The sequence below is a fragment of the Mesorhizobium sp. WSM4832 genome, assembly GCF_055811115.1.
The window spans coordinates 63,965-87,523 of sequence record NZ_JBVVQH010000016.1; the positions used below are offsets into that span (position 1 = coordinate 63,965).

The window sequence follows — 23,559 nt, forward strand, 5'->3', positions numbered from 1 at the left end:
TCTGTTTGGGAGCCGGTCACAGGCGTGCCGCCAGTGCCTGCAGCGCGAGCGTGTAGCCGAGCGGCCCGAACCCGCAGATCATGCCGGCAGCGACCGGCGCGACCATGGAGACGTGGCGGAAGGGCTCCCGCGCGTGGATGTTGGAAAGATGGACTTCCGCGACGGGGAGCGGTGCTACGGCGCGTATGGCGTCGTGGATGGCGATCGAGGTATGGCTGTAGGCGCCGGGATTGATGACGATCCCTGCCGCCTTGTCGCCGGCCTCCTGGATCCAGTCGACGAGGTCGCCCTCATGGTTGGATTGGCGAAAGTCGATCTCCAGCCCGAGCGCGGTGCCCGCCGCCTTACAATCCTCGGCAATGGCCGCAAGCGTCTTGCCGCCGTAAATCCCCGGCTCGCGCTTGCCGAGCGCATTGAGGTTGGGACCGTTGAGGACAAAAATCGTTTTCAATATGCCGACCTTGTTTTACGCCGACCCCAAGCCGGCGCACTGGGCCTCTATAATGGGCATAGCCGCCCGCGAAAAGAGCGCAAGTGCGTTCTTTCGCTGTCCACAGCGGCCGGCTTTTGCACTCTAATGCATGTCGCCCAAAAGTGCGCAGCGGTTTTGGGAGAACGACATGCATCAAAACAAGGACCTAAAGCGCGTCGCTTGGACCCGTTTCAACGCGACGCGCTTTAAGACGCTTAGAGCGCGCTCTTTGCCTCTTCGATCTTTTCCGCCAGGACCTGCTGGCCGAGCGCTCCGAAGATCACCTCGTTGCCAACCACATAGGACGGCGTGCCGGTGATCGACAGCTTCGTCGCGAGGTCATAGGTGCGCGACAGCGTTTCGGCGATGCGGGGGTCCTTCATCTTCTCGCGCAGCGTCGCCTCGTCGGCGCCGAGCGAAAGCGCCACCTTGATCGCGGTCGCTTCGGTGGCGCGGCCCTGGCCGCCGAGCAGCGCGGTGTGGAAAGCGCCGTATTTCTCCGGGTGCATCAGGTGGAACGCCATGGAGACGACGCTGGCCTTCTGCGAATCCGGGCTGAGGATCGGGAATTCCTTGAGAACGAAACGCAGGTCCGAGTCGGACTTGGTCAGCGCCTGCATGTCCTCGATGGCGCGTTTGCAGAAGCCGCAATTATAATCGTAGAACTCGACGATCGTCACCTTGCCCTTCGGGTTGCCGACGACGCCGTCGAAGGTGGAGTTGAAGATCTCGTCCTTGGCATTCTTGATCACACCGAGCGCGGCGAGCCGCTGCTCTTCCTTCTGCTTGGCCTCGAGCGCGTCTTGCACCTCGAGCAGGACTTCCGGATTCTTCAGGAGATAGTCGCGGATGATGCCTTCGACCTCCTTGCGATCGATCTTGGTGTCGGCAGAGGTCTTGGTGTCGGTTGAGGACGTGACCTGTGCCACTTGCACGGTGTCGGCCTTCGCGGCCTGCGGGTTCCCCGCCACGAAGCCGAAGGCCAACATGCCGAGCGCCACCGCCAGGCCGCCAGCACTGCCAAGCAGGATTGCCTTGTTCATGATCGTCGTTCCTTTTGCCTGTTCCGGTCCGCCTTGGTCGCCGCCAACGTCCGGGAGGTTCATTTCAGTTTGTTCGATGGCGTGTAGTTTATGATATCCTGAGCACGGACCCAGCGGGGTTCGCCGCGTTTCAATTTCTGTTGAGCGCGCATGGCGAATATTTTGGCGTTTTTATAGTCGCCCGCATAGTAGTGGCCCTCGGCGGTGGCGAGATCGGCGGCCGGAATGTCGCCGAGCTCGCCATATGCCTGCGCAAGGAAGCGATAAGCTTCGGAATTTTCCTTGTCCCGCCCCACGCCGCTGTTGAGCTGGGTGACGGCTTTCTTCAGCGAATCGGGCGTGCCCGCCGCCATCAGCGCCTGGCCGAGAGAAACCGACAACAATCCGGAGCGCGCGGGATCGAGGCTGACCGCCTTGGAATAGGCGTCCGCCGCGTCCTTCGGCTTGTTGATCTTCATAAGGATGTCGCCGCGCAATTCCTGGAAATAGGGGTTCTTCGGCTGCTCCTTGATCAGCGCCGCCGTCTTGGTCAACGCTACGCCCGGATTGCCATAGAGATAGGTCTGCTGCGCGTCGCCATAGCGCGAGGCGAGGCTGGTCGGGTTCTTGCGCATCAGCCGCGCAACGGCCGCCTGGCCCTGCATATAGGCGGCAATCTTGATGCGCATCATGTCATGCCGCTGCTGCAGCGCCGACGGGTCGACGGCGTTGACGAAAGGGCTTTGCTTGACGAGCGCTTCGAGGTTGGCGATGCGTTCCTGCGGCATCGGATGGCTGATGCGGTAGGGGTCGACCTGGGTGCCGGCCAGCGACAGCGCGCTCTGGAAGCGACCGAAGGTCTTGAGCATGCCCATGCCGGACTGGCCGGTGGCGTTCAGATAGGTGATCGCCGAGCGGTCGGCGGTGATCTCTTCGGTGCGCTGATAGGCAAGGATGCTGCGCTGTGCCATCTCGCCGCCGCCAGCGGCAACCCCCATGCCGGCGCCCGCCAGGCCGCGGCTGTTGGTGGTGGCGCCGGCAACCATGGCGCCGGCGCCGAGCAGCGTGGCGATGATGGCCATGGTCTTGGCGCGGTCGAGCTGGTCGCGCAATTTCTGCTGGTGTCCGCCGGCGATATGGCCGGCCTCGTGCGCGATAACGCCGATGATCTCGTTCGGCGTTTCGGCGGTCACCAGCGCGCCGGTGTTGATGAACAGGCGCCGTCCGGTGACGAAGGCGTTGAAACTTTGATCGTTGACCAGGACGATGTCGATTCCGTCATTGGCAAGCCCCGCCGCCTTGAAGATCGGCCGGGCATAGTCACGCACCAGCGCCTCGATCTCGGCGTCGCGCACCACCGGTACGCCTTGCGCGAGGGCGCTGACCGAGCTTGAGGCGGCGACAGTCGCTGCAAGCAGAAGCGTCGCGAAGCCGCGCACGGTTCGGCTGAGAGATTTCGATTTGCCAATCAATGGTCGGGGTCGGCTCAACATAGGTCCACTTGGTAGACGAGCGGGCGAAAGATGAAAAGTCGGCGCCGGTAACTTCCTGCGTGCTTGTGATCCCCACATCAATCGGGCATTTGTGCGGCGCTGCCCTTGAACTGGGGCAGTTCAAGGACAAGTCCACGACGGTTTGTGTCCGGGATTTCGCCGAATAAGGGCAGTTGGAAGAGGTCAAATGGTCGTTTCGCTTTCGCGCCGGGGGGAAGTCGAGCCGTTCCACGCCATGGATATCCTGGCCGAAGCGAACCGGCTGAAGGCCACAGGCGTGCCCGTAGTGTCGATGGCTGTCGGCCAGCCATCCGACCCCGCGCCGGTAGGCGTCCGCGCGGCGGCAGCCGCGGCTCTGAGACACGGCCGCATCGGCTACACCGACGCTTTGGGTCTGGCTAACCTGCGCAAGGCGATAGCCGCGCACTATGGCGAGCATTACGGAATCGACGTCGCGCCGTCGCGCGTTGCGGTCACGACCGGCTCGTCGGCCGCCTTCAACCTGGCTTTCTTGGCGATGTTCGATCCGGGCGACCGCGTCGCCATCGCCGCGCCCGGCTATCCTGCCTACCGCAACATCATGGCCGCGCTCGGCATCGAGATCGTCGAGATCGAGCTCGGCTCGGATGCCTACCTGCATGCCGAGCACCTGAAGGCCGCGTATCGCGAGAAGCCGCTGAAAGGCGTGCTGTTCGCCAGCCCCGCCAATCCGACCGGCGCGGTGATTCCGGCGGACGAACTTGCGGCGCTGGTGAGGACGGCTGAGGAACTCGGCATCGCCGTGATCTCGGACGAAATCTACCACCGGCTGGCCTACGCGGCGCCCGATGTCACCGCGCTGGCGCATGGCGCCGGCGTCACCGTGATCAACTCCTTCTCGAAATACTATTGCATGACCGGCTGGCGCGTTGGCTGGATGGTGCTGCCCGAAGAACTGGTGCGGCCGGTCGAGCGTGTCGCCCAGAGCCTCTACATCTCGCCGCCGGAATTGTCGCAGGTCGCCGCGATCGAGGCTTTCAAGGCAACGGAGGAATTGGAAAAGGTGAAGGCGCGCTATGCCTGGAACCGCGATCTTCTGATGCAGCGGTTGCCGGAACTCGGCTTCGCGCTCGCCGCACCGATGGACGGCGCCTTCTATGCTTTCTGCGACGTCACCCGCCACACCAATGACAGCATGGCTTTCGCGCGCAAAATGCTTGCCGAGGCGCATGTCGCGGCGACGCCCGGCCGCGATTTCGACCCGCTGCAGGGGCACCGCACCATGCGCTTTTCCTATGCCGCCAGCCATGACGACATGGTCGAGGCGCTGGCGCGCATCGAACGCTGGCTGAAATAGCAGCCATGCCGGAACTCGAACAAGCATTGGCCGAAGTGGCCGCCGAAATGGCGGAGCGTACAGATCGCGGCGAGGTGGCGACTTACATCCCGCAGCTCGGCAAGGTCGATCCGAAGAAATTCGGCCTCGCCGCCGTGACCAATGATGGCCGCGTCATCCTTGCCGGCGACGCCGATCAGCCCTTTTCGATCCAGAGCGTCTCGAAAGTCTTCGCCCTGACGCTAGCTCTGGGCAAGGTCGGCGACGCGCTCTGGCACCGCGTCGGCCGCGAGCCGTCCGGCAATCCGTTCAACTCGATCGTCCAACTCGAGCATGAGAACGGCATCCCGCGCAATCCATTCATCAATGCCGGCGCCATCGTCGTCTCCGATGTTTTGCTCGCCGGCCATCAGCCGCGCGAGGCGATCGGCGAAATCCTGCGCTTCATCCAGTTCCTCGCCGATGACGAGACGATCATCATCGACCGCGACGTGGCGGCATCCGAGCGGGCCACCGGCTACCGCAACTTCGCCCTGGCCAACTATATGAAATCCTTCGGCAATCTGCATCATGAGCCGGAGCTGGCGCTGGGCGTCTATTTCCATCATTGCGCGATTGCCATGAGTTGCCGCCAGCTTGCCATGGCCGGCCGCTTCCTCGCCAATGGCGGCAGGAACCCGGCGACCGGACATTCCGTCGTGTCGGCTGAACGGGCCCGCCGCATCGGCGCGCTGATGCTGACCTGCGGCCATTATGACGGCTCCGGCGATTTCGCCTTCCGCGTCGGCATTCCCGGCAAAAGCGGCGTCGGCGGCGGCATCCTTGGCATCGTGCCGGGCGTGGCTTCGCTGGCGGTGTGGTCGCCCGGCCTCAATGAGAACGGCAACTCCAAGCTCGGCTCCATCGCCCTGGAGAAGCTCGCCCGGATGATGAACTGGTCGATCTTCGCGCCTTAAAAAGCAATTCCAGGAAAAGTGTAGAGCGGTTTTCCGTCCGGAATTGCTCAGGCGAAAACCAACTCCAGGAAAAGTGCGCGGCGGTTTCCGTAGGAAACTGTGCGGAGGCCATCGGAGAAATGAAAAATCCCGCGCCGGACGCGGCGCGGGACTTTTAAAAGATCAGTCTAACGATCTGAAAGGTTTAGAAAAAACCCTTGCGCTGCCACCAGCCGGCGCGCTTCGGCTTGTCCTCGGTCTTCTTGGCCTCATCGGACACGTTCGAGGACACGACCGGAACAACCGGCGCGTCGATCGGCTGCTGCTTGCGCCGCGTCGGATGGGCATTGGCCGCAGCCTCCGCCTCGGGCGCCGCCGCGGCAGCTGCCGGCTCGGCAGCCACGGGCGCGACCTGGGCTTCGGCTACAGGTTCGGACACCGTCTCGGCCACGGTTTCCTCGGCTGCCTTCTTAGCCCTCGAACGGCGGGGCTTCTTCGGCTTTTCGACCGCCTCGGCATCGTCATTGGCCGCAGCGGGAGCGACAGGCTCTTCCGCCGGAGCCGCTATTGCCGGCTCGCTAACCGCGTCCTCGCCTTGCGCCGCTTCACCCTCGATGTCGCTAACAGCTTCGCCGGCAACGGCCTCTGAGGCTTCGTCCTCGCGGCGGTTGCGTTTGCCGCCGCGCTTCCCGCGCCGGCGCTTCTTGCCGGAACCGTCGTCGGCAGCGGCCGCCACGGCGTCGCCGCCGGCGGTCACCTCCTCGACGGCCTCTTCTGTCGCATCGTCATCGGCTTCGCCAGCTTCCGTCGATGCAGCCTCGGCATCGCCGTTGTGCTCACGGTCGCGATCCCTGCCGCCGCGCCGCCGCCGGCGCTTGCGGCGCTTGCGATCGCGGCCTTCGCCGTCCTCGGACCGCTGCTGCTGGCCCTGCTGCGGATGGCGCGGCTGTTCGGCCTGGACCGAAACTTCCTCTTCCTCTTCGGCGACGATCTCGTCTTCGGGCTCTTCCGGCTCGGCATAGGCCGGCAGGCTGCGCACCTCGACAAAGCCCTCCGGCTTCTCGGCAATTGCGCCGCGGAAGATCGCGTAGTGCTGGGTGCCGAGGGTTTCGTCAGCCTCGATCGTGATCGTCAGACCGAAGCGGGCTTCGAGCTCCACAAGATTGGCGCGCTTGTGGTTGAGTACATAGAGCGCGGTCGCCGACGGCGTGCGCACGATGATATGGCTGCGCGAATCCTTGAGCAGGAATTCCTCGATCGCCCGCACCACCATCAGCGCCACGGAGGAATCGGATCGCACATGGCCCGTGCCGCCGCAATGCGGGCAGGGCTTCATGGTCGATTCCAGCACGCTGGCGCGGATGCGCTGGCGCGACATTTCCATCAGGCCGAAATGCGAGATTCGGCCGACCTGGATACGGGCGCGGTCGTTCTTGAGGTGATCCTTCAACCGCTTCTCGACGGAGCGGTTGTTACGGTTCTCCTCCATGTCGATGAAGTCGATGACGATGAGGCCGGCAAGGTCGCGCAGCCTCAACTGGCGCGCGACTTCCTCGGCCGCTTCCAGGTTGGTGTGGAGCGCGGTCTCCTCGATCGAATGCTCCTTGGTGGAGCGGCCGGAGTTGACGTCGATCGAAACCAGTGCCTCTGTCTGGTTGATGATGATGTAGCCGCCGCTCTTCAGCGTCACCTGCGGCTGCAGCATGCGGTCGAGCTGCGCCTCGATGCCGTTGCGCACGAAGATCGGCGTCGTGTCGCGGAACGGCTGAACCACCTTGGCGTGGCTCGGCATCAGCATGCGCATGAAGTCCTTGGCCTCGCGATAGCCGTCCTCGCCGGAGACCAGGATTTCGTCGATGTCCTTGTTGTAGAGGTCGCGCACCGAGCGCTTGATCAGGCTGCCTTCCTCATAGACCAAGGCAGGGGCGGAGGACTGCAGCGTCAGGTTGCGGACGTTTTCCCACAGCCGCATCAGATATTCGTAGTCGCGCTTGATCTCCGCCTTGGTGCGGCTTTCACCGGCGGTGCGCAGGATGACGCCCATGCCCTGCGGCACGTCGAGGTCGGACACGACCTCCTTCAGCCGCTTGCGGTCCTGGGCATTGGTGATCTTGCGCGAGATGCCGCCACCGCGCGCCGTGTTCGGCATCAGCACCGAGTAGCGACCGGCAAGCGAAAGATAGGTGGTAAGCGCTGCGCCCTTGTTGCCGCGCTCTTCCTTGACCACCTGCACCAGCAGGATCTGGCGGCGCTTGATGACTTCCTGGATCTTGTACTGGCGGCGCACCGGCTTGCGGCGGTTGCGGATTTCCTCGAGCGCGTCTTCAGCGCCGACCGATTCGACCTCGTGCTCGTCCGAATGCGAGGCCGAGACATCCTCCAGCATGCCGCGATCATCGTCGCTGGCTGCGGCTTCGCCACTCTGCTCGGGCTGATCGGTCTGCGGGACCGCCTCGGAAACCACGTCTGCCTCGATGTTTGCGGCAATCGAGGTGGGGCCACCTTCCGATGGCTTGCCATCCTCGTCATTCCCTGCTGCGGATTCTTCAGCCGTTTCCGACGCGACTTCGACGGCTTCGGAAACTGTTTCGGCATTTTCTGCCGGGGCATCGGCGGTCTCGCCGCCAGCTTCCTCGTTCCAGGCAGCCTCGGCTGCGGTTTCGTCAGCTGCCGCGGCTTCAGCCGGGCTTTCCCCATTTTCCGAGGAAGCGTGCTTGTGCTCGCCACGGTCGCGGTTCTTGCCGCCGCGCCGACGGCTGCGCCGGCCGCCGCGGTCGCGCGCCTGCTGCTCTTCGCCGTTCTCGGCTTCCTCGTCGTCTTCGTCCTCTGCCTCCTGCGCTTCGGCGCGCAACAGAGCCTGACGGTCGGCGACCGGGATCTGATAGTAATCGGGGTGAATTTCACTGAAGGCGAGAAAACCGTGACGGTTGCCGCCATATTCGACAAAGGCTGCCTGGAGGGAAGGTTCGACCCGGGTTACGCGGGCCAGGTAGATGTTTCCTTTGAGCTGCTTCTTGTCCTGGGATTCAAAGTCGAATTCTTCGATGCGGTTACCGCGAACGACAACAACGCGTGTTTCCTCCGGGTGGGAGGCGTCTATTAGCATCTTGTTGGGCATTATTTTGTTTCCTGTCGGCAGCCGATGGCCGCAGCTGGCGTGGCAGAGCCCGCCGCTGTGCGCCAATACTTGTGTGCTTGCCGGATAATTGAATGTCCGCCGGCCGCCGCTTGAGCGCAATGGCGGTGCCGCCCGCAGCCATTATGGCGCGGTTTGATGCGGACCTTTCCATGATTGCGCTTGAAGCCATCGGCACCCAGCAGAACCTTTTGAACCAAAGCCCGGACTTGAGCCGGACCAGCTTGTTTGCTCACAAAGAGCCGGCGCGGGGCAAACCCGGCCGTTTTCCTCACGCAAGCGATTCCCCCGCCACGAGGGCACGCCTGCGAAAATCGTCGCGACCACCTGAGCCTGGAAGGGTAAAGGAGCCGCCTTTGCATCCGACCTTTGGCAGGAAACTGCTAAGGCGAGCGGTTCCAGGATTGCAGTGATCCAACGTCGCTTTTATGATTTGGCGGGATGGAAGGCAACCCCGATTTCGGATGCCGGCAAAAAGCGCTTCCGCAGGGGAAGGCGCCTTCGTCCCACTCCATGAAAGGCTTGGTTAACCTTCTCTGAATACCAATCGTTAATCGAGTTGGTGGCTGACAGGCACTCTGCGAGAAGACCGGGCGCAATGCGTCAAACCGGGAGCGACTGGAAAGAGATGGGACTGGCAGGCACCGCAGACAAGAGGGGTGGGGCCGCGGCGCATTTCCCGCGCGTGGCCTGGGCTGCCTTGCTGCTGGCGGTCCTGTTCTGTTTCACAGCCGCAGCGCGTGCCGACGCCGTGCTTGGCGCGACCGGCTACAAGATGGCCGGCGACGCCACCAAGATGCGCATCGTCGTGAACTTCGACCGCGAGCCGGACGTCAAATGGTTCTTGCTGCGCGGTCCCAATCGCCTGGTTGTCGATCTGCCGCGAACGCGATTCGCTCTCGACACCAAGGATGTGAAGCCGCGTGGCCTTGTGCGGGCTGTCCGCTATGGCGATCAGGGACATGGTTCGCGCCTGATCCTCACCGGTAAGGGCCCCTTCGCGGTCGACAAGCTCGACGTGCTCAAGAACGACGACGGCAACGGCTACCGCATTGCCATCGATATGTCGGCCGCCTCGGAGCGGGAGTTCGACGATGCTCTGGCCAACCAGGCGCTGACGACAGGTTCGACGGTTTCCACCGAAAAAGGCGAACGGGTCGGCACCGGACCGGTCTCGGCGCCCGGCCATCGCTTCACGGTGGTTATCGACCCGGGCCATGGTGGTGTCGACGGCGGCGCCGAAAGCTCCGCCGGCACAATCGAGAAGGACGTCACGCTGGCTTTTGCCAAGGAACTGCGCGACAAGCTGGCCGCGGTCGGCAAATACGATGTCTATATGACGCGCGACAACGACGTTTACCTGCCGCTCGATGAGCGCGTGCGCATCGCCCGCCAGCACGAGGCCGACCTGCTGATCTCGATCCATGCCGATACGATCGCCGTCAAAGGTCTTCGCGGCGCCACCGTCTACACGCTGTCGGATAAAGCATCCGACCCCGAAGCCCAGGCGCTCGCCGATCGCGAAAACCTGTCCGACCAGTTCGCCGGGATGAAGATCGAGGATGAAAACAAGGAAGTCACCGACATCCTGATCGACCTGATCCGCCGTGAAACCCATGGTTTCTCGATGAGCTTCGCCCATACGCTGGTCGGCCAGCTGTCGAGCAGCGTCGGCCTCATCAACAACCCGCAGCGTGCGGCCGGCTTCAGGGTGCTCAAGGCTCCGGACGTGCCGTCCGTTCTGGTCGAGCTTGGCTACCTCTCCAACGCCAGGGACGAGGCGCAACTGCTCAACGCCGACTGGCGCGGCAAGGCGGCCCAAAGCATAACCAACGCCATTGCCCTGTTTGCCGCCGCCAAGGCAGGAACCGCGACAGGCGGCTGACCGGCCGCACCCGTTCACAACCGCCGGACGTCTACAACCACAAGCAGCGTTGCATGACGACAACACCCGGCGTTATTATTCGGCAGCCGAGTCCTCAAATTTCGCGCTGCCGTATTTTGTCCACATGGTCGCGACATGGGTTTTTGATTGCGGATTGGGACCGCCCCGGGAAGCTTGCGCGACTGTCGGCTTCGTTTAGGAAATTCCCGAACCTCGGACTGGAGCGGGCATGATTCGTCTCATCGGCTATTTCTTTGGCATCGGCACGACGCTGGCGCTGCTGGTGGCGGCCGGCCTTGCCATCTACATCAGCCAGCTGACGAAGGACCTGCCCGATTACGAGGTTCTGGCCAAATACGAACCGCCGGTGACGACACGCATTCATGCCTCCGACGGCGCGCTGATGGCCGAATATGCGCGCGAGCGGCGTCTCTATCTGCCGATCCAGGCAATCCCCGACCGCGTCAAGGCCGCCTTCATGTCGGCCGAGGACAAGAACTTCTACAACCATCCCGGCATCGATATCACCGGCCTTGGCCGCGCCATCGTCGTCAACCTGCAGAATTTCGGCTCGGGCCGGCGGCAGGTCGGCGCTTCGACGATCACGCAGCAGGTGGCGAAGAACTTCCTGCTCAGCTCCGACCAGACCTATGAGCGCAAGATCAAGGAGATGATCCTGGCCTTCCGCATCGAGCAGGCCTATTCGAAGGACCGCATCCTCGAGCTCTACCTCAACGAAATCTTCTTCGGCTTCGGCGCCTATGGCGTCGCGGGTGCCGCGCTCACCTATTTCGACAAGTCGGTCAACGAGCTGACTGTCGCCGAAGCGGCCTATCTCGCCTCGCTGCCGAAGGGCCCAAGCAATTACCATCCCTTCAAGCACGCGGACCGCGCGCTGGAGCGCCGCAACTGGGTCATCGACCAGATGGTCGAGAATGGCTACGTCACCCGCGAGGAAGGCGACAAGGCCAAGGCCGAACCGCTCGGCGTGACGCTGCGCCGCAACGGCTCCTATCTGTTTGCCGGCGAGTATTTCACCGAGGAAGTCCGCCGCCAGATCATCGCCCGCTATGGCGAGAATGCGCTCTACGAGGGCGGTCTGTCGGTGCGCACCACGCTTGATCCCAAGATCCAGCTTATCGCTCGCAAGTCGTTGCAGAGCGGCCTGCTCAAATACGACATGCTGCGCGGCTATCGCGGACCGGTGACGCATATCGACGTTTCCGGCGACTGGGGCGTGCCGCTCGGCAATGTGAAAGGCCTCGAGGACGTGCCGGAATGGAGTTTGGCCGTCGTGCTCGACAGTTCAGCCGATGGCCTGACCATCGGCCTGCAGCCGACGCGCCAGGCCTCCGGCGATCTCGTCAAGGAGCGCGTCCAGGGAACCGTCAGCAAGGACGACATGGGTTTCGCCATGCGCCACTTCGTCAACGGCAAGTCCGTGAGGGCGAAGTCTCCGGCGGAAGTGCTGGAACCCGGAGATGTGGTCTTCGTGCAGAAGAATGACGGATCCGACAACACCTACATGCTGCGCCAGGTGCCGGAGGTCGAGGGCGGCCTCGTCGCCATGGATCCGCATACCGGCCGCGTGCTCGCGATGGTCGGCGGCTTCTCCTACGCGCAGTCCGAGTTCAACCGCGCGACCCAGGCGATGCGCCAGCCCGGCTCCTCGTTCAAGCCGATCGTCTATTCGGCGGCGCTCGACAACGGCTATACGCCGGCCTCGGTGATCATGGACGGCCCGATCACCATCCAGAGCGGCAACACCACCTGGACGCCGAAGAACTATGACGGCACGGTCGCTGGTCCGGCCACCCTGCGCTCCGGCATCGAGAAGTCGCGCAACCTGATGACCGTGCGGCTGGCCAACGACATGGGCATGAAACTGGTCGTCGAATATGCCGAGCGTTTTGGCGTCTACGATCATCTGGCGCCCTACCTACCGATGGCGCTGGGCTCCGGCGAAACCACGGTCATGCGCATGGTGTCGGCCTATTCGATCATGGCCAATGGCGGCAAATCGATCAAACCGTCACTGATCGACCGCATCCAGGATCGCTACGGCAAGACGGTGTTCAAGCAGGACGAGCGCGGCTGCGAAGGCTGCAACGCCACCGAGTGGAAGAACCAGGCCGAGCCGGAGCTGGTCGATAATTCCGAGCAAGTGCTCGATCCGATGACAGCCTACCAGATCACCTCGATGATGGAGGGCGTCGTCCAGCGCGGCACCGGCGCCACCATCGGCGAGCTCGGTCGCCACATCGCTGGCAAGACCGGCACGACCAACGACGAGAAGGACGCCTGGTTCATCGGCTTCACGCCGAACCTCGTTGTCGGCCTCTATATGGGCTATGACACGCCGCGCGGCCTGGGCCACGGCGCCACAGGCGGCGGCCTAGCGGCCCCGATCTTCAAGGATTTCATGCGCGTTGCGCTCGACGGCAAGCCGAATACCGACTTCCAGGTTCCGGACGGCATGAAGCTGATCGCAATCAACCGCAAGACCGGCATGCGCGCCGTCGAAGGCGATCCGAACACCATCATCGAGGCGTTCAAGCCCGGCACCGGCCCGGCCGACAGCTACTGGGTGATCGGCATGGGCGCCGATGGCTCGAACGGTTCCGGCGGGGCGCTGTCGCCACAGGCCAACCAGGCCATCCAGGACGGCGGCGGCGGGCTTTACTGACGTCTTGCATTCTCGAATGGGCCGGCGAGAAACCGCCGGCCCATTTCGCTTTACAGGCGTCGATGCCGTGCCTATGTATCGCGCCTATCCCGCAAAAGACCGAAAAAACAGGACTGAACGAAAAGCCATGCGCGCGGAAACGCTCAACATTGTCGACGAGATCAGGCAGGCGATAACCCTGCTGAGGAGGCATCTTTGACTGGGATCAGGCCGTAAAGCGGCTTGAATACCTGAATTTACGCGCCGAGGATTCCAGCCTCTGGAACGATCCGACCGAAGCGCAGAAGCTGATGCGGGAGCGCCAGGAGCTGGAAGATGGCATTGCCGCCGTCAAGGGAATGACGCAGGCGCTGGAAGACAATATCGGCCTGATCGAGCTCGGCGAGGAAGAGGGCGACGAAGGCGTCATCGCGGAAGCGGAGGCAGCGCTGCGCTCGATGCAGGGCGAGGCGAAGGCCCGCCAGGTCGAGACGCTGCTTTCCGGCGAAGCCGACGCCAACGACACCTATCTCGAAGTCCATGCCGGCGCCGGCGGCACCGAGAGCCAGGACTGGGCCTCGATGCTCCTGCGCATGTACACGCGCTGGGCCGAGCGCCGTCGCTTCAAGGTCGAGGTGCTGGAAGTCCACGATGGCGAAGAGGCCGGCATCAAGTCCGCCACGTTGCTGATCAAGGGCCACAACGCCTATGGCTGGCTGAAGACCGAATCCGGCGTCCACCGCCTGGTGCGCATTTCGCCCTATGACAGCAATGCGCGCCGCCATACGTCCTTCTCGAGCATCTGGGTTTATCCAGTCGTCGATGACAAGATCGAGATCGACGTCTCTGAATCGGACGTGCGCATCGACACCTATCGCTCGTCCGGTTCGGGCGGCCAGCACGTCAACACGACGGACTCGGCGGTCCGCATCACCCATATCGCCACCGGCATTGCGGTCGCCTGCCAGGCCGAACGCTCGCAGCACAAGAACAAGGCCAAGGCCTGGGAAATGCTGCGCTCACGCCTCTACGAGGAAGAGTTGAAGAAGCGTGAAGCGGTGGCCAATGCCACCGAGGCGTCGAAGAGCGACATCGGCTGGGGTCACCAGATCCGTTCCTATGTGCTGCAGCCCTACCAGCTGGTGAAGGATCTGCGCACCGGCGTTGAAAGCACCTCGCCGTCAAGCGTGCTCGACGGCGACCTCGACGAGTTCATGGAAGCTTCGCTATCGCATCGCATCGAAGGCGGCGCCGGTGAAGCGGTCGCTGACCTCGACTAGGATATGCTGATGTTCAGGTCAGGCCGGTCCGCAAATCGCTGCGACTTGCGCTTCCGGTTCTCACCGACCCTGTGTCTGCTCGGTTGTCGGAAACCAGCCATTTTCGGGCCGGCGTGATTCCGACACCTGTGCCTCGCAACCGTGGAGGAAGCCGGTGACTCGCACCCTTGCAGGAAAATGCTTCTGCGGCGCCGTCCACTATGATGTGGCCGACGCGTTCGCTTACGCGGCGAACTGCCATTGCTCGAACTGCCGGCGAACGACGGGGTCGGCGTTCAAGCCCTTCGCCGGTATCGAGCGCTACAAGTTCCGTCTCACCGCGGGCGATGACAAGTTGCTGATCTTCGGTGACGAGACAGGTCATGACGCCCATTGCGGGCAATGCGGCTCGCTCATCTATTCATTGGTGCGTGAGGGCGCCTACGTCCATATCGCCATGGGGACGTTGACGGACGATCCAAGCATTCGCTCGACTGCACATATCTTCGTCGGTTCCAAGGCGCCTTGGTTCACGATTACAGACGATCTGCCGCAATATCGTGAACATGTCGACGGCTGACGGCCGGAACCTCGGTGGGCGGAACTTCGTTCTTAGGCACCCTGGTCGCAGGCCTGTCGTTTGGTTCTCAACGAGCAAGTCTGCGCTCTTTTCGTGGCCGAAGCTTAAGCCCGGGCGCGCTACGATGGCGCGCCCACTTCTTGCGCCGGCCACGGAATCAGCTCAGCATTCGGGCTGTGGGATAGAAGCATTGACGGCCGGACGCGGCATCACTGCGCCTGACGATCCGGCCACTGGGAAGATACGTTCTTGGAACGGGCAAGCGAAAACGCTTGATGCTCGAAAGGAACGCTTCGATGTCTGCTGCCATATCAAGATCGGCCCAAGCCGTTCGACCGGCTGGCCGACTTTTATTTTCCCTGCTTGCGGTCGAGATGATCGCCGCGCTGACGGCGACAGCCACTGCGCATGAGGCGCAACCCACGGCGGCCATGCCACAAGGCTGGAAATATCCCTTTGCCTGCTGCGCCAACTACGATTGCAAGGAGGTGCCGCAGTCGTCGATCAGCGAGCGGCCCGAAGGCTATGTCATAAAAGGCACGGGCGAGGTGGTGGCCTATGCCGACAAGCGGGTCAAGAACTCGCCCGACGGCGAGTACCATTGGTGCGCGCATCAGGCCGGGCTCGATGCAGGTAAGACAATCTGCCTGTTCGTGCCACCGCCCTCCTACTAGACGTCGCGACCAGACACCAAGCGCGAGAGAACTTCGAGCACGCAGGATATCTGCCGAAGCTGCTGACAGATGGTTGTCAGGGTCGCTTTCTTATGTTGCCTTGCCGCCAGCGGGAATTCCGGCGTGGCGGCGGGCAACGGAGAGGTGATTCTGATGACAATCAAGGGAAGCTGCCACTGCAAGGCGACGACGTTCGAGGTTTCGGAAGCGCCGCAGACTGTGACGCAATGCACATGCTCCTTCTGCTCCAAGCGCGGGTCGTTATGGGCCTATTATGTGCCGCCGCAATTCAAGCTTACGAGCCCTCCAGGGAACGTCTCCTTCTATCGCTGGGGCTCGAAGACCGTAAAGCACGGTTTCTGCGCTACATGCGGCTGCGGCACCTTCACTGAAACGCCTGACTGGTCGACCGGGAAGCCGGATTTCGACAACCCGAAGATCAGCGTCAATTCGCGCCTGTTCGACGATTTCGACCTGGACAAGGTCGAGGTGGTGGTCATCGACGGCAAGAATTTGTGGTAGGCGGGCGAGGTCGGCCGCCGAAACTCCGCTGGCCGCATTCCTGTTCCGTTTTTCGCCGCATTTTATGTTACAAAGCAGCGGAAGGGCTGATTTGGCGCGGCTGCAAAGGCCGCGAATTGGAGAGGGACCAATCCGATGAAGAAGACTGTGCTCGTCGCCGTGGCGACGGCTCTGCTGGTGAGTGCCTGCACCACCACCGATCCGTATACCGGCGACCAGAAAATCTCGAATACGGCGGCCGGCGCCGGCCTTGGCGCGCTGGCAGGCGCCAGCCTTGGTCTGCTCGCCGGCGGCAATGATCGCCGCAACGCACTGATCGGCGCCGGCATCGGCGCGCTCGCCGGTGGCGCGATCGGCGCGACGATGGACCAGAACGAGGCCGAGCTTCGCCGTCAGCTGCAGGGCACTGGCGTCAGCGTCACCCGCAGCGGCGACCAGATCATCCTCAACATGCCGTCCGACATCACCTTCAACGTGGACCAGGATGCCGTTAAGCCGGGCTTCTATCCGGTGCTGAATTCGGTCGCGCTGGTGCTGAAGAAGTTCCGCCAGACCACGGTGGACGTCTTCGGCCACACCGATTCGACCGGCGGCGACGAGCACAATTTCGACCTGTCGCAACGCCGCGCGCTGGCCGTCGCCAACTACCTGTCCGGCCAGGGCGTCGACCAGCGCCGCTTCGCCGTCACCGGCTTCGGCAAGACCCGCCCGATCGCATCCAATGCGACGGCCGTCGGCCGCGAGCAGAACCGGCGCGTCGAAATCCAGCTGTCGCCGCTCACCTGACAAGGCGGCACCAACATGAAACGGCCCCGGTCTGGGGCCGTTTCTGTTTGAATCTCTTCCAGTCAAAAAAGCGATCACGCGACTTCCACCGCTTGCCGGGCCAGTTCCCGAATGAAGCCTCGCAGCGAACGCGGCTCGCGACCGAGCACGGCGCGCAACGTCAGACTGTTTCCGCCAAGGCCGTATTTGGCATAGTGGTCATGGACTTTGGCCAAGAGCTGCTTTTGGCGGTCGCTGTAGGGAAGGCCGACATTTGCCGCCCATTCGCCAAATGTCGGCTCGCCGGCATCTATGGGGCGACCAAGCTCCTCAGCCATCATCGAAACGATCTCAACGCGGCTATGCATGCCGTCGGCGCATAATTCGAGCGAGGCATAGGACAATCGCGCTTCGGTCAACGCGATGGCCGCCACCTCGGCGACATCGCGGTAGTCGACACGCGCCACCTTCGCGGTCTTTGGAAACGGCTCCGAGAAGACGCCATGCTCGACGACCGATGGCCAGGCGGCTGCGATATTCTGCATGAAATTGGCAGGGTGCAGAATGGTGTAATCCATGTTCGTCGAAAAGAGAGCGTCTTCGACAGGCACCTTGCTGGCATGGTTTTTCAGCTTTGCATTGGTGGGCTGGATCACCGACGAGAAAACGAACTTCCGAACGCCTGCCTCCGCCGCCGACTCGACCATGGCGACACCCATGGCCGCTTCATCGGGTGCAAAGGCCGGGCCAATGTGGAAGACGCCGTCTATGCCCTCAAGGGCGGTTTCGAGGCTTTGACGATTGCGCAGATCTCCAATCGCGACCTCGGATGCTCCGACCTGCCGCGCCTTCCCTGCATCCGCGGAGTCGCGGATGAGCGCTCGAACCTTGGCATTGCGGCGAACCAGCTCAGGCACGACAAGCCCGGCAAACCGGCCTGTGGCGCCTACTACCAGGACGGTTGGATTGGATTCTTGCATGACAATTCCCTTCCATCGATCTGTTCCGGGACCTCCGGTAGGGAAGAAATATTAAGTCATGAATTTCGTTACAATCAGTCGATATTGCGATATGTTCTCTCGCGATTCGGGATAATCCATGAAGACAATCCATGAACCGGATAGATGATCTTGAGGCCTTTATTGCAATCGTCGAGCACGGAAGCCTGACGGCTGCCGCGCGCCGTACGAAGCGCTCGCTGCAGGCGATAAGCCGGTCCCTGGCGACGCTGGAGGAAGCCATCGGGGTCGAACTGGTGCACAGAACGACGCGCAGTTCGACACCGAGTGAAGCCGGAGCGACGTTTTTTCGCCGCATCAAGCCGGCGGTCGACCAGATCAACGAAGCAAAACTTCAAGCGGCCAACCAGCGGTTGGAGCCATCAGGGATACTGCGCATAAGCGCGCCGGTTCTGTTCGGCCCGGACTTTCTCGTCCCGATCATTGCCGAATACATGCGGATATACCCTCGGGTCGAGGTTGACCTCCAGCTTTCCGACGGCTTCGTCGATCTTGGTGCAGAGGGCGTCGATTTGGCGATACGGATTGGCGATTTGCCGGATTCCAGCTTGCGGGCGAAGCGCCTGGGGGCGTTGCGGCGCGTTGTCTTCGGCGCGCCTTCCTATTTTGTACAGCGCGACCGACCGGCCCATCCCTTCGACTTGAACGAGCACAATTGCCTCATTCGAAACGCTGACGGGCGCCCGAGTGAATGGATGTTCCGGATTGAAGGACAGCCTCGGACCGTGAAGGTCACGGGCACTTTCCGATCCAATCTCATGACCTCGATCTATGCCGCCGCAATCCAGGGACTGGGTTTGGGCTACTCGCCGCTTTGGCAGATCAGGCATCTGGTGGACAACGGTCGCGTCGAACTGGTCTTGACGGAGTTCGAGCCGTTGCCGGTGCCGATACATGCGCTGTGGCAGGAAGGCAGGTCTTCTTCGGCCAAGGTTCGCGCGTTTCTGGACATGACGGCGGCCGGGCTGGAGCTCAAGAACCTGTAGCGCTTCGATTTCAGACGTAACCAGGTTCCGCCCTGCTGAAATCGCTGCGTAACGCGGCTCTCCGATATCGAGGCACGACGGTTGAAATCGCCGCCGATCCGCCTCGATCGGTGTTCGCCGTCCATGGCGGCACCGCTCGAGGTCAGCCGAAAGAAGGAGGTATCAATGGCTCACAGACACCCTTTCGCAGCCCTCGGCATGGCTATTCCAAAATCGCGGAAAGGATTAGCATCGATGCTGTTCCAAAGGGGACAGGGCGGTACAACCGGCCGCGCAATCAGCATCTTCCGCCCCGGTCTTGCACGGCCAGATAAAACATGTGGGAGGAATGCATGACAAGAACAGCTCGCCTCGGGCGCTGCGGCGTCCTCGTTTTGGCAGGTCTTATCGGCACTTGGCTCGGCACCGCCGCGGCGCAGGCCGAGGACGCCGGCAAGGCCGACATCGAAGCCTTGAAGAAATCGCTGGCCAAGTATGAAGACTATACGGCCGCCGTGCGCGACCTCTATTTGTCGACCGTCGGTTGCGTCCATTACGCTGGCGAAAAGGTAGCCGGCACCATGTACTATCCGAAGGGCGCCATGGGTATCCATTTCGTCAACGTTCCGAGCATCGGCAGACCGCTCGACCCGATGAAACCCAACGTCCTGATCTACGAGCCGACCAAAAAGGGCTTGAAACTGGTCGGCGTGGAATGGCTGATGCCGCTGACGCCGGACACCAAGGAGGCTCCGACTCTGTTTGGCCAGAAATTCATGGGGCCGATGGAGGGGCACTATCCGCTCATCCCGAGGGAGTTCGTCCACTATGATCTTCACGCCTGGCTGTTCAGGGACAATCCGAACGGCATGTTCAGTCCGACGAACCCGAACGTGAAATGCACCAAGGCCGATTTCCCGATGCTGGAGAAGCCGACCAAGATGATGCCCGGACCGATGTAGGGCAGGGTAAGCGAGGAGCGCATAATGAAAGCGGCCCCGTTTGGGGCCGCTTTTATTTCTGCCTTTGCCGGTCTGAGATCAGACCTTCGCGACGATCCGCATGAAAGCCGGCATGTCGTCGCCGAAGCCGACGGTCGCGTCGTCTTCTTCCTGACGATGGCGGCCGGGCCGGTCGCGCTGCGGCCGGGCGTCGCCGCGCTGCTCGTGGCGGTTGCTCGGGCCCTTGCGTTCGTTCTCGGAACGGATCGCGTCCTTGCGGGCGCGGCGTTCGGCAATATCGGCCACTTCGGCGACAGGCTGCTCGTCACTCACGGTCTCGGGCGTTTCGTCGCGCTTCGGATGACGGTCCTTCTTGCGCTCGCCCCGGTCCTTGCGGTCCTCGTCCTTGCGGCCGGCGCGACGCGGCGCGCCGCGGCCACGGCGCGGCGCCTCCTCGCCCTCGCTTTCGGTTACGGTCGACAGGTCGCCGTCATGCCATTCGATCTTGGTGCCGATCAGCCGCTCGATGGCGTCGACATATTTGGTGTCGGAACGGGTGGCGATGGTGAACGACTTGCCGGAGCGTCCGGCGCGGCCGGTGCGGCCGATGCGGTGGACATAGTCCTCGGCATGGATCGGCACGTCGTAGTTGAAGACGTGGCTGACATCGGGAATGTCGAGGCCGCGCGCGGCGACGTCGGAGGCAACGAGATAACGCAGCTTGCCGTCGCGGAAATTGGCAAGCATCTGCATGCGCGCGCGCTGGTCCATGTCGCCATGCAGTGCACCGGCGTCGAAATCATGCTTCAAGAGTGAGCGGAACAGCTCCGACACCTCGACCTTGCGGTTGCAGAAGATGATTGCGTTCTTCAGGTCCGCGTCTTCGGCCTTTATCAGGTTGCGCAGCGTCTCGCGCTTGTCCCACGGCTTCGCGCCCGACTTCACCAGCCGCTGGATGATGTTGGTCGCGGCGGACGCAGCCTTGGAAACCTCGACGCGGACCGGCGCATGCAGGAATTTCTCGGTGAGCTTGGTGATCTCCGGCGGCATCGTCGCCGAGAAGAACAGCGTCTGGCGCGTGAACGGGATCATCTCGCAGATGCGCTCGATGTCGGGAATGAAGCCCATGTCCAGCATGCGGTCGGCTTCGTCGATGACGAGGATTTCGACGCCATTGAGCAGAAGCTTGCCGCGCTCGCGGTGGTCGAGCAGGCGGCCAGGCGTTGCGATCAGCACGTCGGCGCCACGCTCAAGCTTCTTGTCCTGCTCGTCGAAGGAGACGCCGCCGATCAACAGCGCGATGTTGAGCTTGTGGTTCTTGCCGTATCGGATGAAGTTCTCTTCGACCTGCGCGGCGAGCTCGCGCGTCGGCTCGAGGATCAGCGTGCGCGGCATACGTGCGCGGGCCCGGCCTTTTTCGAGGCGGGTCAGCATAGGCAGCACGAAGGACGCGGTTTTGCCCGTGCCGGTCTGGGCGATGCCCAGAATATCCTTGCCGAGCAGCGCATGCGGGATGGCGCCCGCCTGGATCGGCGTCGGCTGGGTGTAGCCGGCATCGGTGACTGCGGAAAGGACTTTCGGCGACAGGCCGAGGTCCGAAAAGGTCAACGCTTCTTGAGCGGTCGTGGTGTCTGAGGACAAGTGTTTGATGTCTTTGGCTGGTTCGGGAAATCGCAACGCGTGTTGCGGCAGGCGCCGCGCACCTGCAAGGTTGCGGTTGCAGTTAGGCGCAAGTCCGCGATTTGTCAACAGAAACGGGCGGGAATCCGGCGATTGTGAAGACGTAACCTTAATCGCGATGCTTAAAGCGCGTCGCGTTGAAACGGAATCAGGCTGCGCGCTTTTTAAATCTCGCTTGATGCATGCCGTGTTCCCAACCGCTGCGCGGTTTTGGGCGACATGCGTTGATCGAAACAGTATCTTTGCGCCGGCTCAGTAGCGGAATTGCTCGGCAAGGATGCGTTCGTTCCATGAATGGTTCGGATCGAACAGCAAAGTTGCCGTCGCCGTCGGCGATTCCCGCACGGTGACGGAGGCCACCGCCTTGACCTCGGTATGGTCGGCGGCGGCATTCACCGGGCGCTTTTCGGCTTCCAGGATGTCGAAGCGTATGGTCGCCTTGTTGGAAAGCAGCGCGCCGCGCCAGCGCCGCGGGCGGAACGGACTGACCGGCGTCAGCGCCAGGAGCGGCGCGTCGAGCGGCAGGATCGGCCCGTGCGCCGACAGATTGTAGGCGGTGGAACCGGCGGGCGTGGCGATCATCACGCCGTCGCAATTCAGCTCCTCCAGCCGCACCTGGCCGTCGACGGTGATCCGGATCTTCGCCGTCTGGTAGGACTGGCGCCACAACGCCACCTCGTTGATGGCCGGCGCCGATACGGACTCGCCATCATGCGTGACCGCCACCATTTCGAGCGGCCGGATCGTCTCGGCGACCGCAGCGGAGATGCGTTCTTCAAGGCCGCCGGCGCGATACTCATTCATAAGGAAGCCGATGGTGCCACGGTTCATGCCGTAGATCTTCTTGCCCGTGCTCATCGTCTCGCGCAGCGTCTGCAGAAGAAAACCGTCGCCGCCAAGCGCGATGATGATCTCGGCCTCAGCGACAGGCATCTGCCCATAGCGCGCCGACAGGCTTTCCAGCGCGGCGCGGGCGTCATCGGTGTCGGAAGAGACGAAGGCGAAACGGCTGGCGGCTTTGCTCATGGCTCCCGGGGGGCGACCATCTGCGGGGCCGCTCCGGCGACGGGGTAGCATGCGCCGCCCGTGTCTGTGAAGGGCGGGATCTCGCGCTGCCGGCGGGATCGCTGGTGTCACAATCGCGCTTCGTGACAGCCGCGACACGAATGTGATGGTCGCTATGGTTAAGACGAGGCTTAAACACTCGTAAAGCCGGATCGATCATGTTAGCCGACAGTGGATGGGTTAGCGGGGGCTGGCCAGTCGAGAGACCTGTCTATTGCCGGTAACGCGTCTAATCATAGTCTTCCTGATGATGGGAAGTTTCGCGCTCATGTTCGCCGAGCTGGTGCGTCATTCGGAAGAGACGAGCCAGCGGCCGCAGCCGACGGCTTCCCGTTGCGGCGACGCCACCGGAACCCTTTGTCCGCAAAGGGCGCTGTAGACGCTGTAGGTTTCGCTTTTCCGCTCGCTCAGCCGCCCTGCAGGTGACAGCCTGGCTTGCGCTTGCCCGCGACATACTTGTCGATGAGTTGCCGGTAGCGCACCTTGCCGAAGCTCGGAAAATGGCCGCCATGCACGACCGAGACGTCGAGTTCGCGCATGGCAATCAGCGTCCCGACATAATCGTCGATATCGGAATGATAGACGTCGTCGATCAACGGCCCGTCATAGACGATGTCGCCTGACAGCAGGATGCCGGTCTTGCTCTCGTAAAGCGCGATGCCGCCCGGGGAATGACCAGGCGTGTGGATGACCTCGAAAAAGCGGTCGCCGAGATCGACGATGTCGCCGTGCTCGAGCAGCCGGCCGGCCGGAGCGGGCAGGATGCGGTAGCGCGCCGTGTCCCAGCCCTGCGGCATGCCGTCGAACATCTCTTCATTGGCGTAGCGGTCCGCGACCGTCCATTCGTTGCGTGGATCGGCGAGGATTGCGGCCTCAGCCGAATGCACGCAGCGATCGGGAAACTCGTGGTGGCAGCCGATATGGTCGAAATGCGTGTGGCTGGCGACGCAGGTAAGCTTGCGCTCGGTCACCAGCGGCACATGGCGTCTCAGGCTGAAATGACCGAGGCCGGTGTCGAACAACAGGTCGCGGTCACGGCCGCGCACATGCCAGATGTTGCAGCGGAAGAACGGTTTTATCCATGGCTCGTGGATGAGCGTGATATCGTCGCCCATGCGGATGGTTTCGTACCAGTCCGGAGCTTCGATGATCGCAAGCGTGCTCAT

At 62.6% G+C, this 23,559-nt stretch carries 19 protein-coding genes; 11 read left to right on the top strand and 8 right to left on the bottom strand.

The window, feature by feature from the left end; genetic code table 11:
* Positions 1 to 16: 16 nt before the first annotated feature.
* The 3 genes from aroQ to AC0L2L_RS22040 form a co-directional block, all read right to left on the bottom strand.
* Complete coding sequence (gene aroQ / locus AC0L2L_RS22030) at positions 17 to 451, bottom strand: type II 3-dehydroquinate dehydratase (RefSeq protein ID WP_473581143.1); 435 nt, start codon at positions 449 to 451, stop codon at positions 17 to 19.
* 236 nt (positions 452 to 687) lie between these two features.
* Positions 688 to 1,515, bottom strand: coding sequence for a DsbA family protein (locus AC0L2L_RS22035; protein WP_473581145.1), 828 nt, complete (start codon positions 1,513 to 1,515; stop codon positions 688 to 690).
* Between the two features lie 59 nt (positions 1,516 to 1,574).
* Entirely contained in the window at positions 1,575 to 2,987 is a 1,413-nt protein-coding gene (locus tag AC0L2L_RS22040) for a M48 family metalloprotease (RefSeq protein ID WP_473581146.1), read from the bottom strand.
* A 187-nt stretch (positions 2,988 to 3,174) separates the two neighbouring features.
* On the opposite strand from AC0L2L_RS22040, the gene AC0L2L_RS22045 reads away from it, so the two are divergent.
* Together AC0L2L_RS22045 and AC0L2L_RS22050 are read left to right on the top strand one after the other, a co-directional pair.
* The gene (locus AC0L2L_RS22045; protein WP_473581147.1) at positions 3,175 to 4,323 is read left to right on the top strand and encodes a pyridoxal phosphate-dependent aminotransferase; all 1,149 of its coding nucleotides are present in this window, start codon (positions 3,175 to 3,177) and stop codon (positions 4,321 to 4,323) included.
* A 5-nt stretch (positions 4,324 to 4,328) separates the two neighbouring features.
* Positions 4,329 to 5,258 carry a glutaminase gene (locus AC0L2L_RS22050; protein WP_473581149.1) on the top strand — a complete coding sequence of 310 codons (930 nt, stop codon included), beginning with the start codon at positions 4,329 to 4,331 and terminating at the stop codon, positions 5,256 to 5,258.
* A gap of 184 nt (positions 5,259 to 5,442) precedes the next feature.
* Here AC0L2L_RS22050 and AC0L2L_RS22055 read toward each other — a convergent pair whose 3' ends face one another.
* Positions 5,443 to 8,355, bottom strand: a complete 2,913-nt coding sequence (locus AC0L2L_RS22055) for an Rne/Rng family ribonuclease (RefSeq protein WP_473581150.1) — start codon at positions 8,353 to 8,355, stop codon at positions 5,443 to 5,445.
* A 646-nt stretch (positions 8,356 to 9,001) separates the two neighbouring features.
* Here AC0L2L_RS22055 and AC0L2L_RS22060 point away from each other — a divergent pair.
* The 7 genes from AC0L2L_RS22060 (at position 9,002) to AC0L2L_RS22090 (ending at position 16,744) form a co-directional block, all read left to right on the top strand.
* Complete coding sequence (locus AC0L2L_RS22060; RefSeq protein ID WP_473581280.1) at positions 9,002 to 10,258, top strand: N-acetylmuramoyl-L-alanine amidase; 1,257 nt, start codon at positions 9,002 to 9,004, stop codon at positions 10,256 to 10,258.
* A 229-nt stretch (positions 10,259 to 10,487) separates the two neighbouring features.
* A complete protein-coding gene (locus AC0L2L_RS22065) occupies positions 10,488 to 12,944 on the top strand; it encodes a penicillin-binding protein 1A (RefSeq protein WP_473581152.1) in 2,457 nt (818 codons plus the stop codon).
* Positions 12,945 to 13,071: 127 nt separating this feature from the next.
* A protein-coding gene (gene prfB, locus AC0L2L_RS22070; protein ID WP_473581153.1) for a peptide chain release factor 2 occupies positions 13,072 to 14,203 on the top strand; the annotation gives its coding sequence in 2 pieces (ribosomal slippage) (positions 13,072 to 13,137 and positions 13,139 to 14,203; 1,131 coding nt in all).
* A 154-nt stretch (positions 14,204 to 14,357) separates the two neighbouring features.
* The gene (locus tag AC0L2L_RS22075; protein ID WP_473581155.1) at positions 14,358 to 14,762 is read left to right on the top strand and encodes a GFA family protein; all 405 of its coding nucleotides are present in this window, start codon (positions 14,358 to 14,360) and stop codon (positions 14,760 to 14,762) included.
* A gap of 296 nt (positions 14,763 to 15,058) precedes the next feature.
* Complete coding sequence (locus AC0L2L_RS22080; protein WP_473581156.1) at positions 15,059 to 15,436, top strand: hypothetical protein; 378 nt, start codon at positions 15,059 to 15,061, stop codon at positions 15,434 to 15,436.
* 153 nt (positions 15,437 to 15,589) lie between these two features.
* Complete coding sequence (locus tag AC0L2L_RS22085) at positions 15,590 to 15,958, top strand: GFA family protein (protein ID WP_473581158.1); 369 nt, start codon at positions 15,590 to 15,592, stop codon at positions 15,956 to 15,958.
* A gap of 135 nt (positions 15,959 to 16,093) precedes the next feature.
* The gene (locus AC0L2L_RS22090) at positions 16,094 to 16,744 is read left to right on the top strand and encodes a YiaD family glycine zipper/OmpA-like lipoprotein (RefSeq protein WP_473581160.1); all 651 of its coding nucleotides are present in this window, start codon (positions 16,094 to 16,096) and stop codon (positions 16,742 to 16,744) included.
* A gap of 74 nt (positions 16,745 to 16,818) precedes the next feature.
* Here the strand turns inward: AC0L2L_RS22090 and AC0L2L_RS22095 are convergent, their stop codons facing one another.
* The gene (locus AC0L2L_RS22095) at positions 16,819 to 17,703 is read right to left on the bottom strand and encodes an NmrA/HSCARG family protein (RefSeq protein ID WP_473581162.1); all 885 of its coding nucleotides are present in this window, start codon (positions 17,701 to 17,703) and stop codon (positions 16,819 to 16,821) included.
* Positions 17,704 to 17,834: 131 nt separating this feature from the next.
* Between AC0L2L_RS22095 and AC0L2L_RS22100 the strand changes: the two genes are divergently transcribed.
* The gene (locus tag AC0L2L_RS22100; protein WP_473581164.1) at positions 17,835 to 18,728 is read left to right on the top strand and encodes a LysR family transcriptional regulator; all 894 of its coding nucleotides are present in this window, start codon (positions 17,835 to 17,837) and stop codon (positions 18,726 to 18,728) included.
* 332 nt (positions 18,729 to 19,060) lie between these two features.
* Complete coding sequence (locus tag AC0L2L_RS22105; RefSeq protein ID WP_473581165.1) at positions 19,061 to 19,669, top strand: hypothetical protein; 609 nt, start codon at positions 19,061 to 19,063, stop codon at positions 19,667 to 19,669.
* 78 nt (positions 19,670 to 19,747) lie between these two features.
* Here the strand turns inward: AC0L2L_RS22105 and AC0L2L_RS22110 are convergent, their stop codons facing one another.
* The 3 genes from AC0L2L_RS22110 to AC0L2L_RS22120 all read right to left on the bottom strand — a co-directional run bounded on the left by AC0L2L_RS22110 (position 19,748) and on the right by AC0L2L_RS22120 (position 23,559).
* Positions 19,748 to 21,289: a DEAD/DEAH box helicase gene (locus AC0L2L_RS22110; RefSeq protein WP_473581167.1), complete on the bottom strand. Its 1,542-nt coding sequence runs from the start codon at positions 21,287 to 21,289 to the stop codon at positions 19,748 to 19,750.
* 291 nt (positions 21,290 to 21,580) lie between these two features.
* Positions 21,581 to 22,354, bottom strand: coding sequence for an NAD kinase (locus tag AC0L2L_RS22115; protein ID WP_473581169.1), 774 nt, complete (start codon positions 22,352 to 22,354; stop codon positions 21,581 to 21,583).
* Between the two features lie 446 nt (positions 22,355 to 22,800).
* Entirely contained in the window at positions 22,801 to 23,559 is a 759-nt protein-coding gene (locus AC0L2L_RS22120; RefSeq protein ID WP_473581171.1) for an MBL fold metallo-hydrolase, read from the bottom strand.

Excerpts from the sequence above, each read along its gene's own strand:
- AC0L2L_RS22060 (WP_473581280.1), top strand. The coding sequence starts at position 9,002 with ATGGGACTGGCAGGCACCGCAGACAAGAGGGGTGGGGCCGCGGCGCAT.
- AC0L2L_RS22035 (WP_473581145.1), bottom strand. The coding sequence starts at position 1,515 with ATGAACAAGGCAATCCTGCTTGGCAGTGCTGGCGGCCTGGCGGTGGCG.
- AC0L2L_RS22080 (WP_473581156.1), top strand. The coding sequence starts at position 15,059 with ATGTCTGCTGCCATATCAAGATCGGCCCAAGCCGTTCGACCGGCTGGC.
- AC0L2L_RS22085 (WP_473581158.1), top strand. The coding sequence starts at position 15,590 with ATGACAATCAAGGGAAGCTGCCACTGCAAGGCGACGACGTTCGAGGTT.
- AC0L2L_RS22115 (WP_473581169.1), bottom strand. The coding sequence starts at position 22,354 with ATGAGCAAAGCCGCCAGCCGTTTCGCCTTCGTCTCTTCCGACACCGAT.
- AC0L2L_RS22050 (WP_473581149.1), top strand. The coding sequence starts at position 4,329 with ATGCCGGAACTCGAACAAGCATTGGCCGAAGTGGCCGCCGAAATGGCG.
- AC0L2L_RS22090 (WP_473581160.1), top strand. The coding sequence starts at position 16,094 with ATGAAGAAGACTGTGCTCGTCGCCGTGGCGACGGCTCTGCTGGTGAGT.
- AC0L2L_RS22095 (WP_473581162.1), bottom strand. The coding sequence starts at position 17,703 with ATGCAAGAATCCAATCCAACCGTCCTGGTAGTAGGCGCCACAGGCCGG.
- AC0L2L_RS22040 (WP_473581146.1), bottom strand. The coding sequence starts at position 2,987 with ATGTTGAGCCGACCCCGACCATTGATTGGCAAATCGAAATCTCTCAGC.
- AC0L2L_RS22065 (WP_473581152.1), top strand. The coding sequence starts at position 10,488 with ATGATTCGTCTCATCGGCTATTTCTTTGGCATCGGCACGACGCTGGCG.
- AC0L2L_RS22055 (WP_473581150.1), bottom strand. The coding sequence starts at position 8,355 with ATGCCCAACAAGATGCTAATAGACGCCTCCCACCCGGAGGAAACACGC.
- AC0L2L_RS22100 (WP_473581164.1), top strand. The coding sequence starts at position 17,835 with ATGAACCGGATAGATGATCTTGAGGCCTTTATTGCAATCGTCGAGCAC.
- AC0L2L_RS22105 (WP_473581165.1), top strand. The coding sequence starts at position 19,061 with ATGACAAGAACAGCTCGCCTCGGGCGCTGCGGCGTCCTCGTTTTGGCA.
- AC0L2L_RS22120 (WP_473581171.1), bottom strand. The coding sequence starts at position 23,559 with ATGAGCACGCTTGCGATCATCGAAGCTCCGGACTGGTACGAAACCATC.
- AC0L2L_RS22045 (WP_473581147.1), top strand. The coding sequence starts at position 3,175 with ATGGTCGTTTCGCTTTCGCGCCGGGGGGAAGTCGAGCCGTTCCACGCC.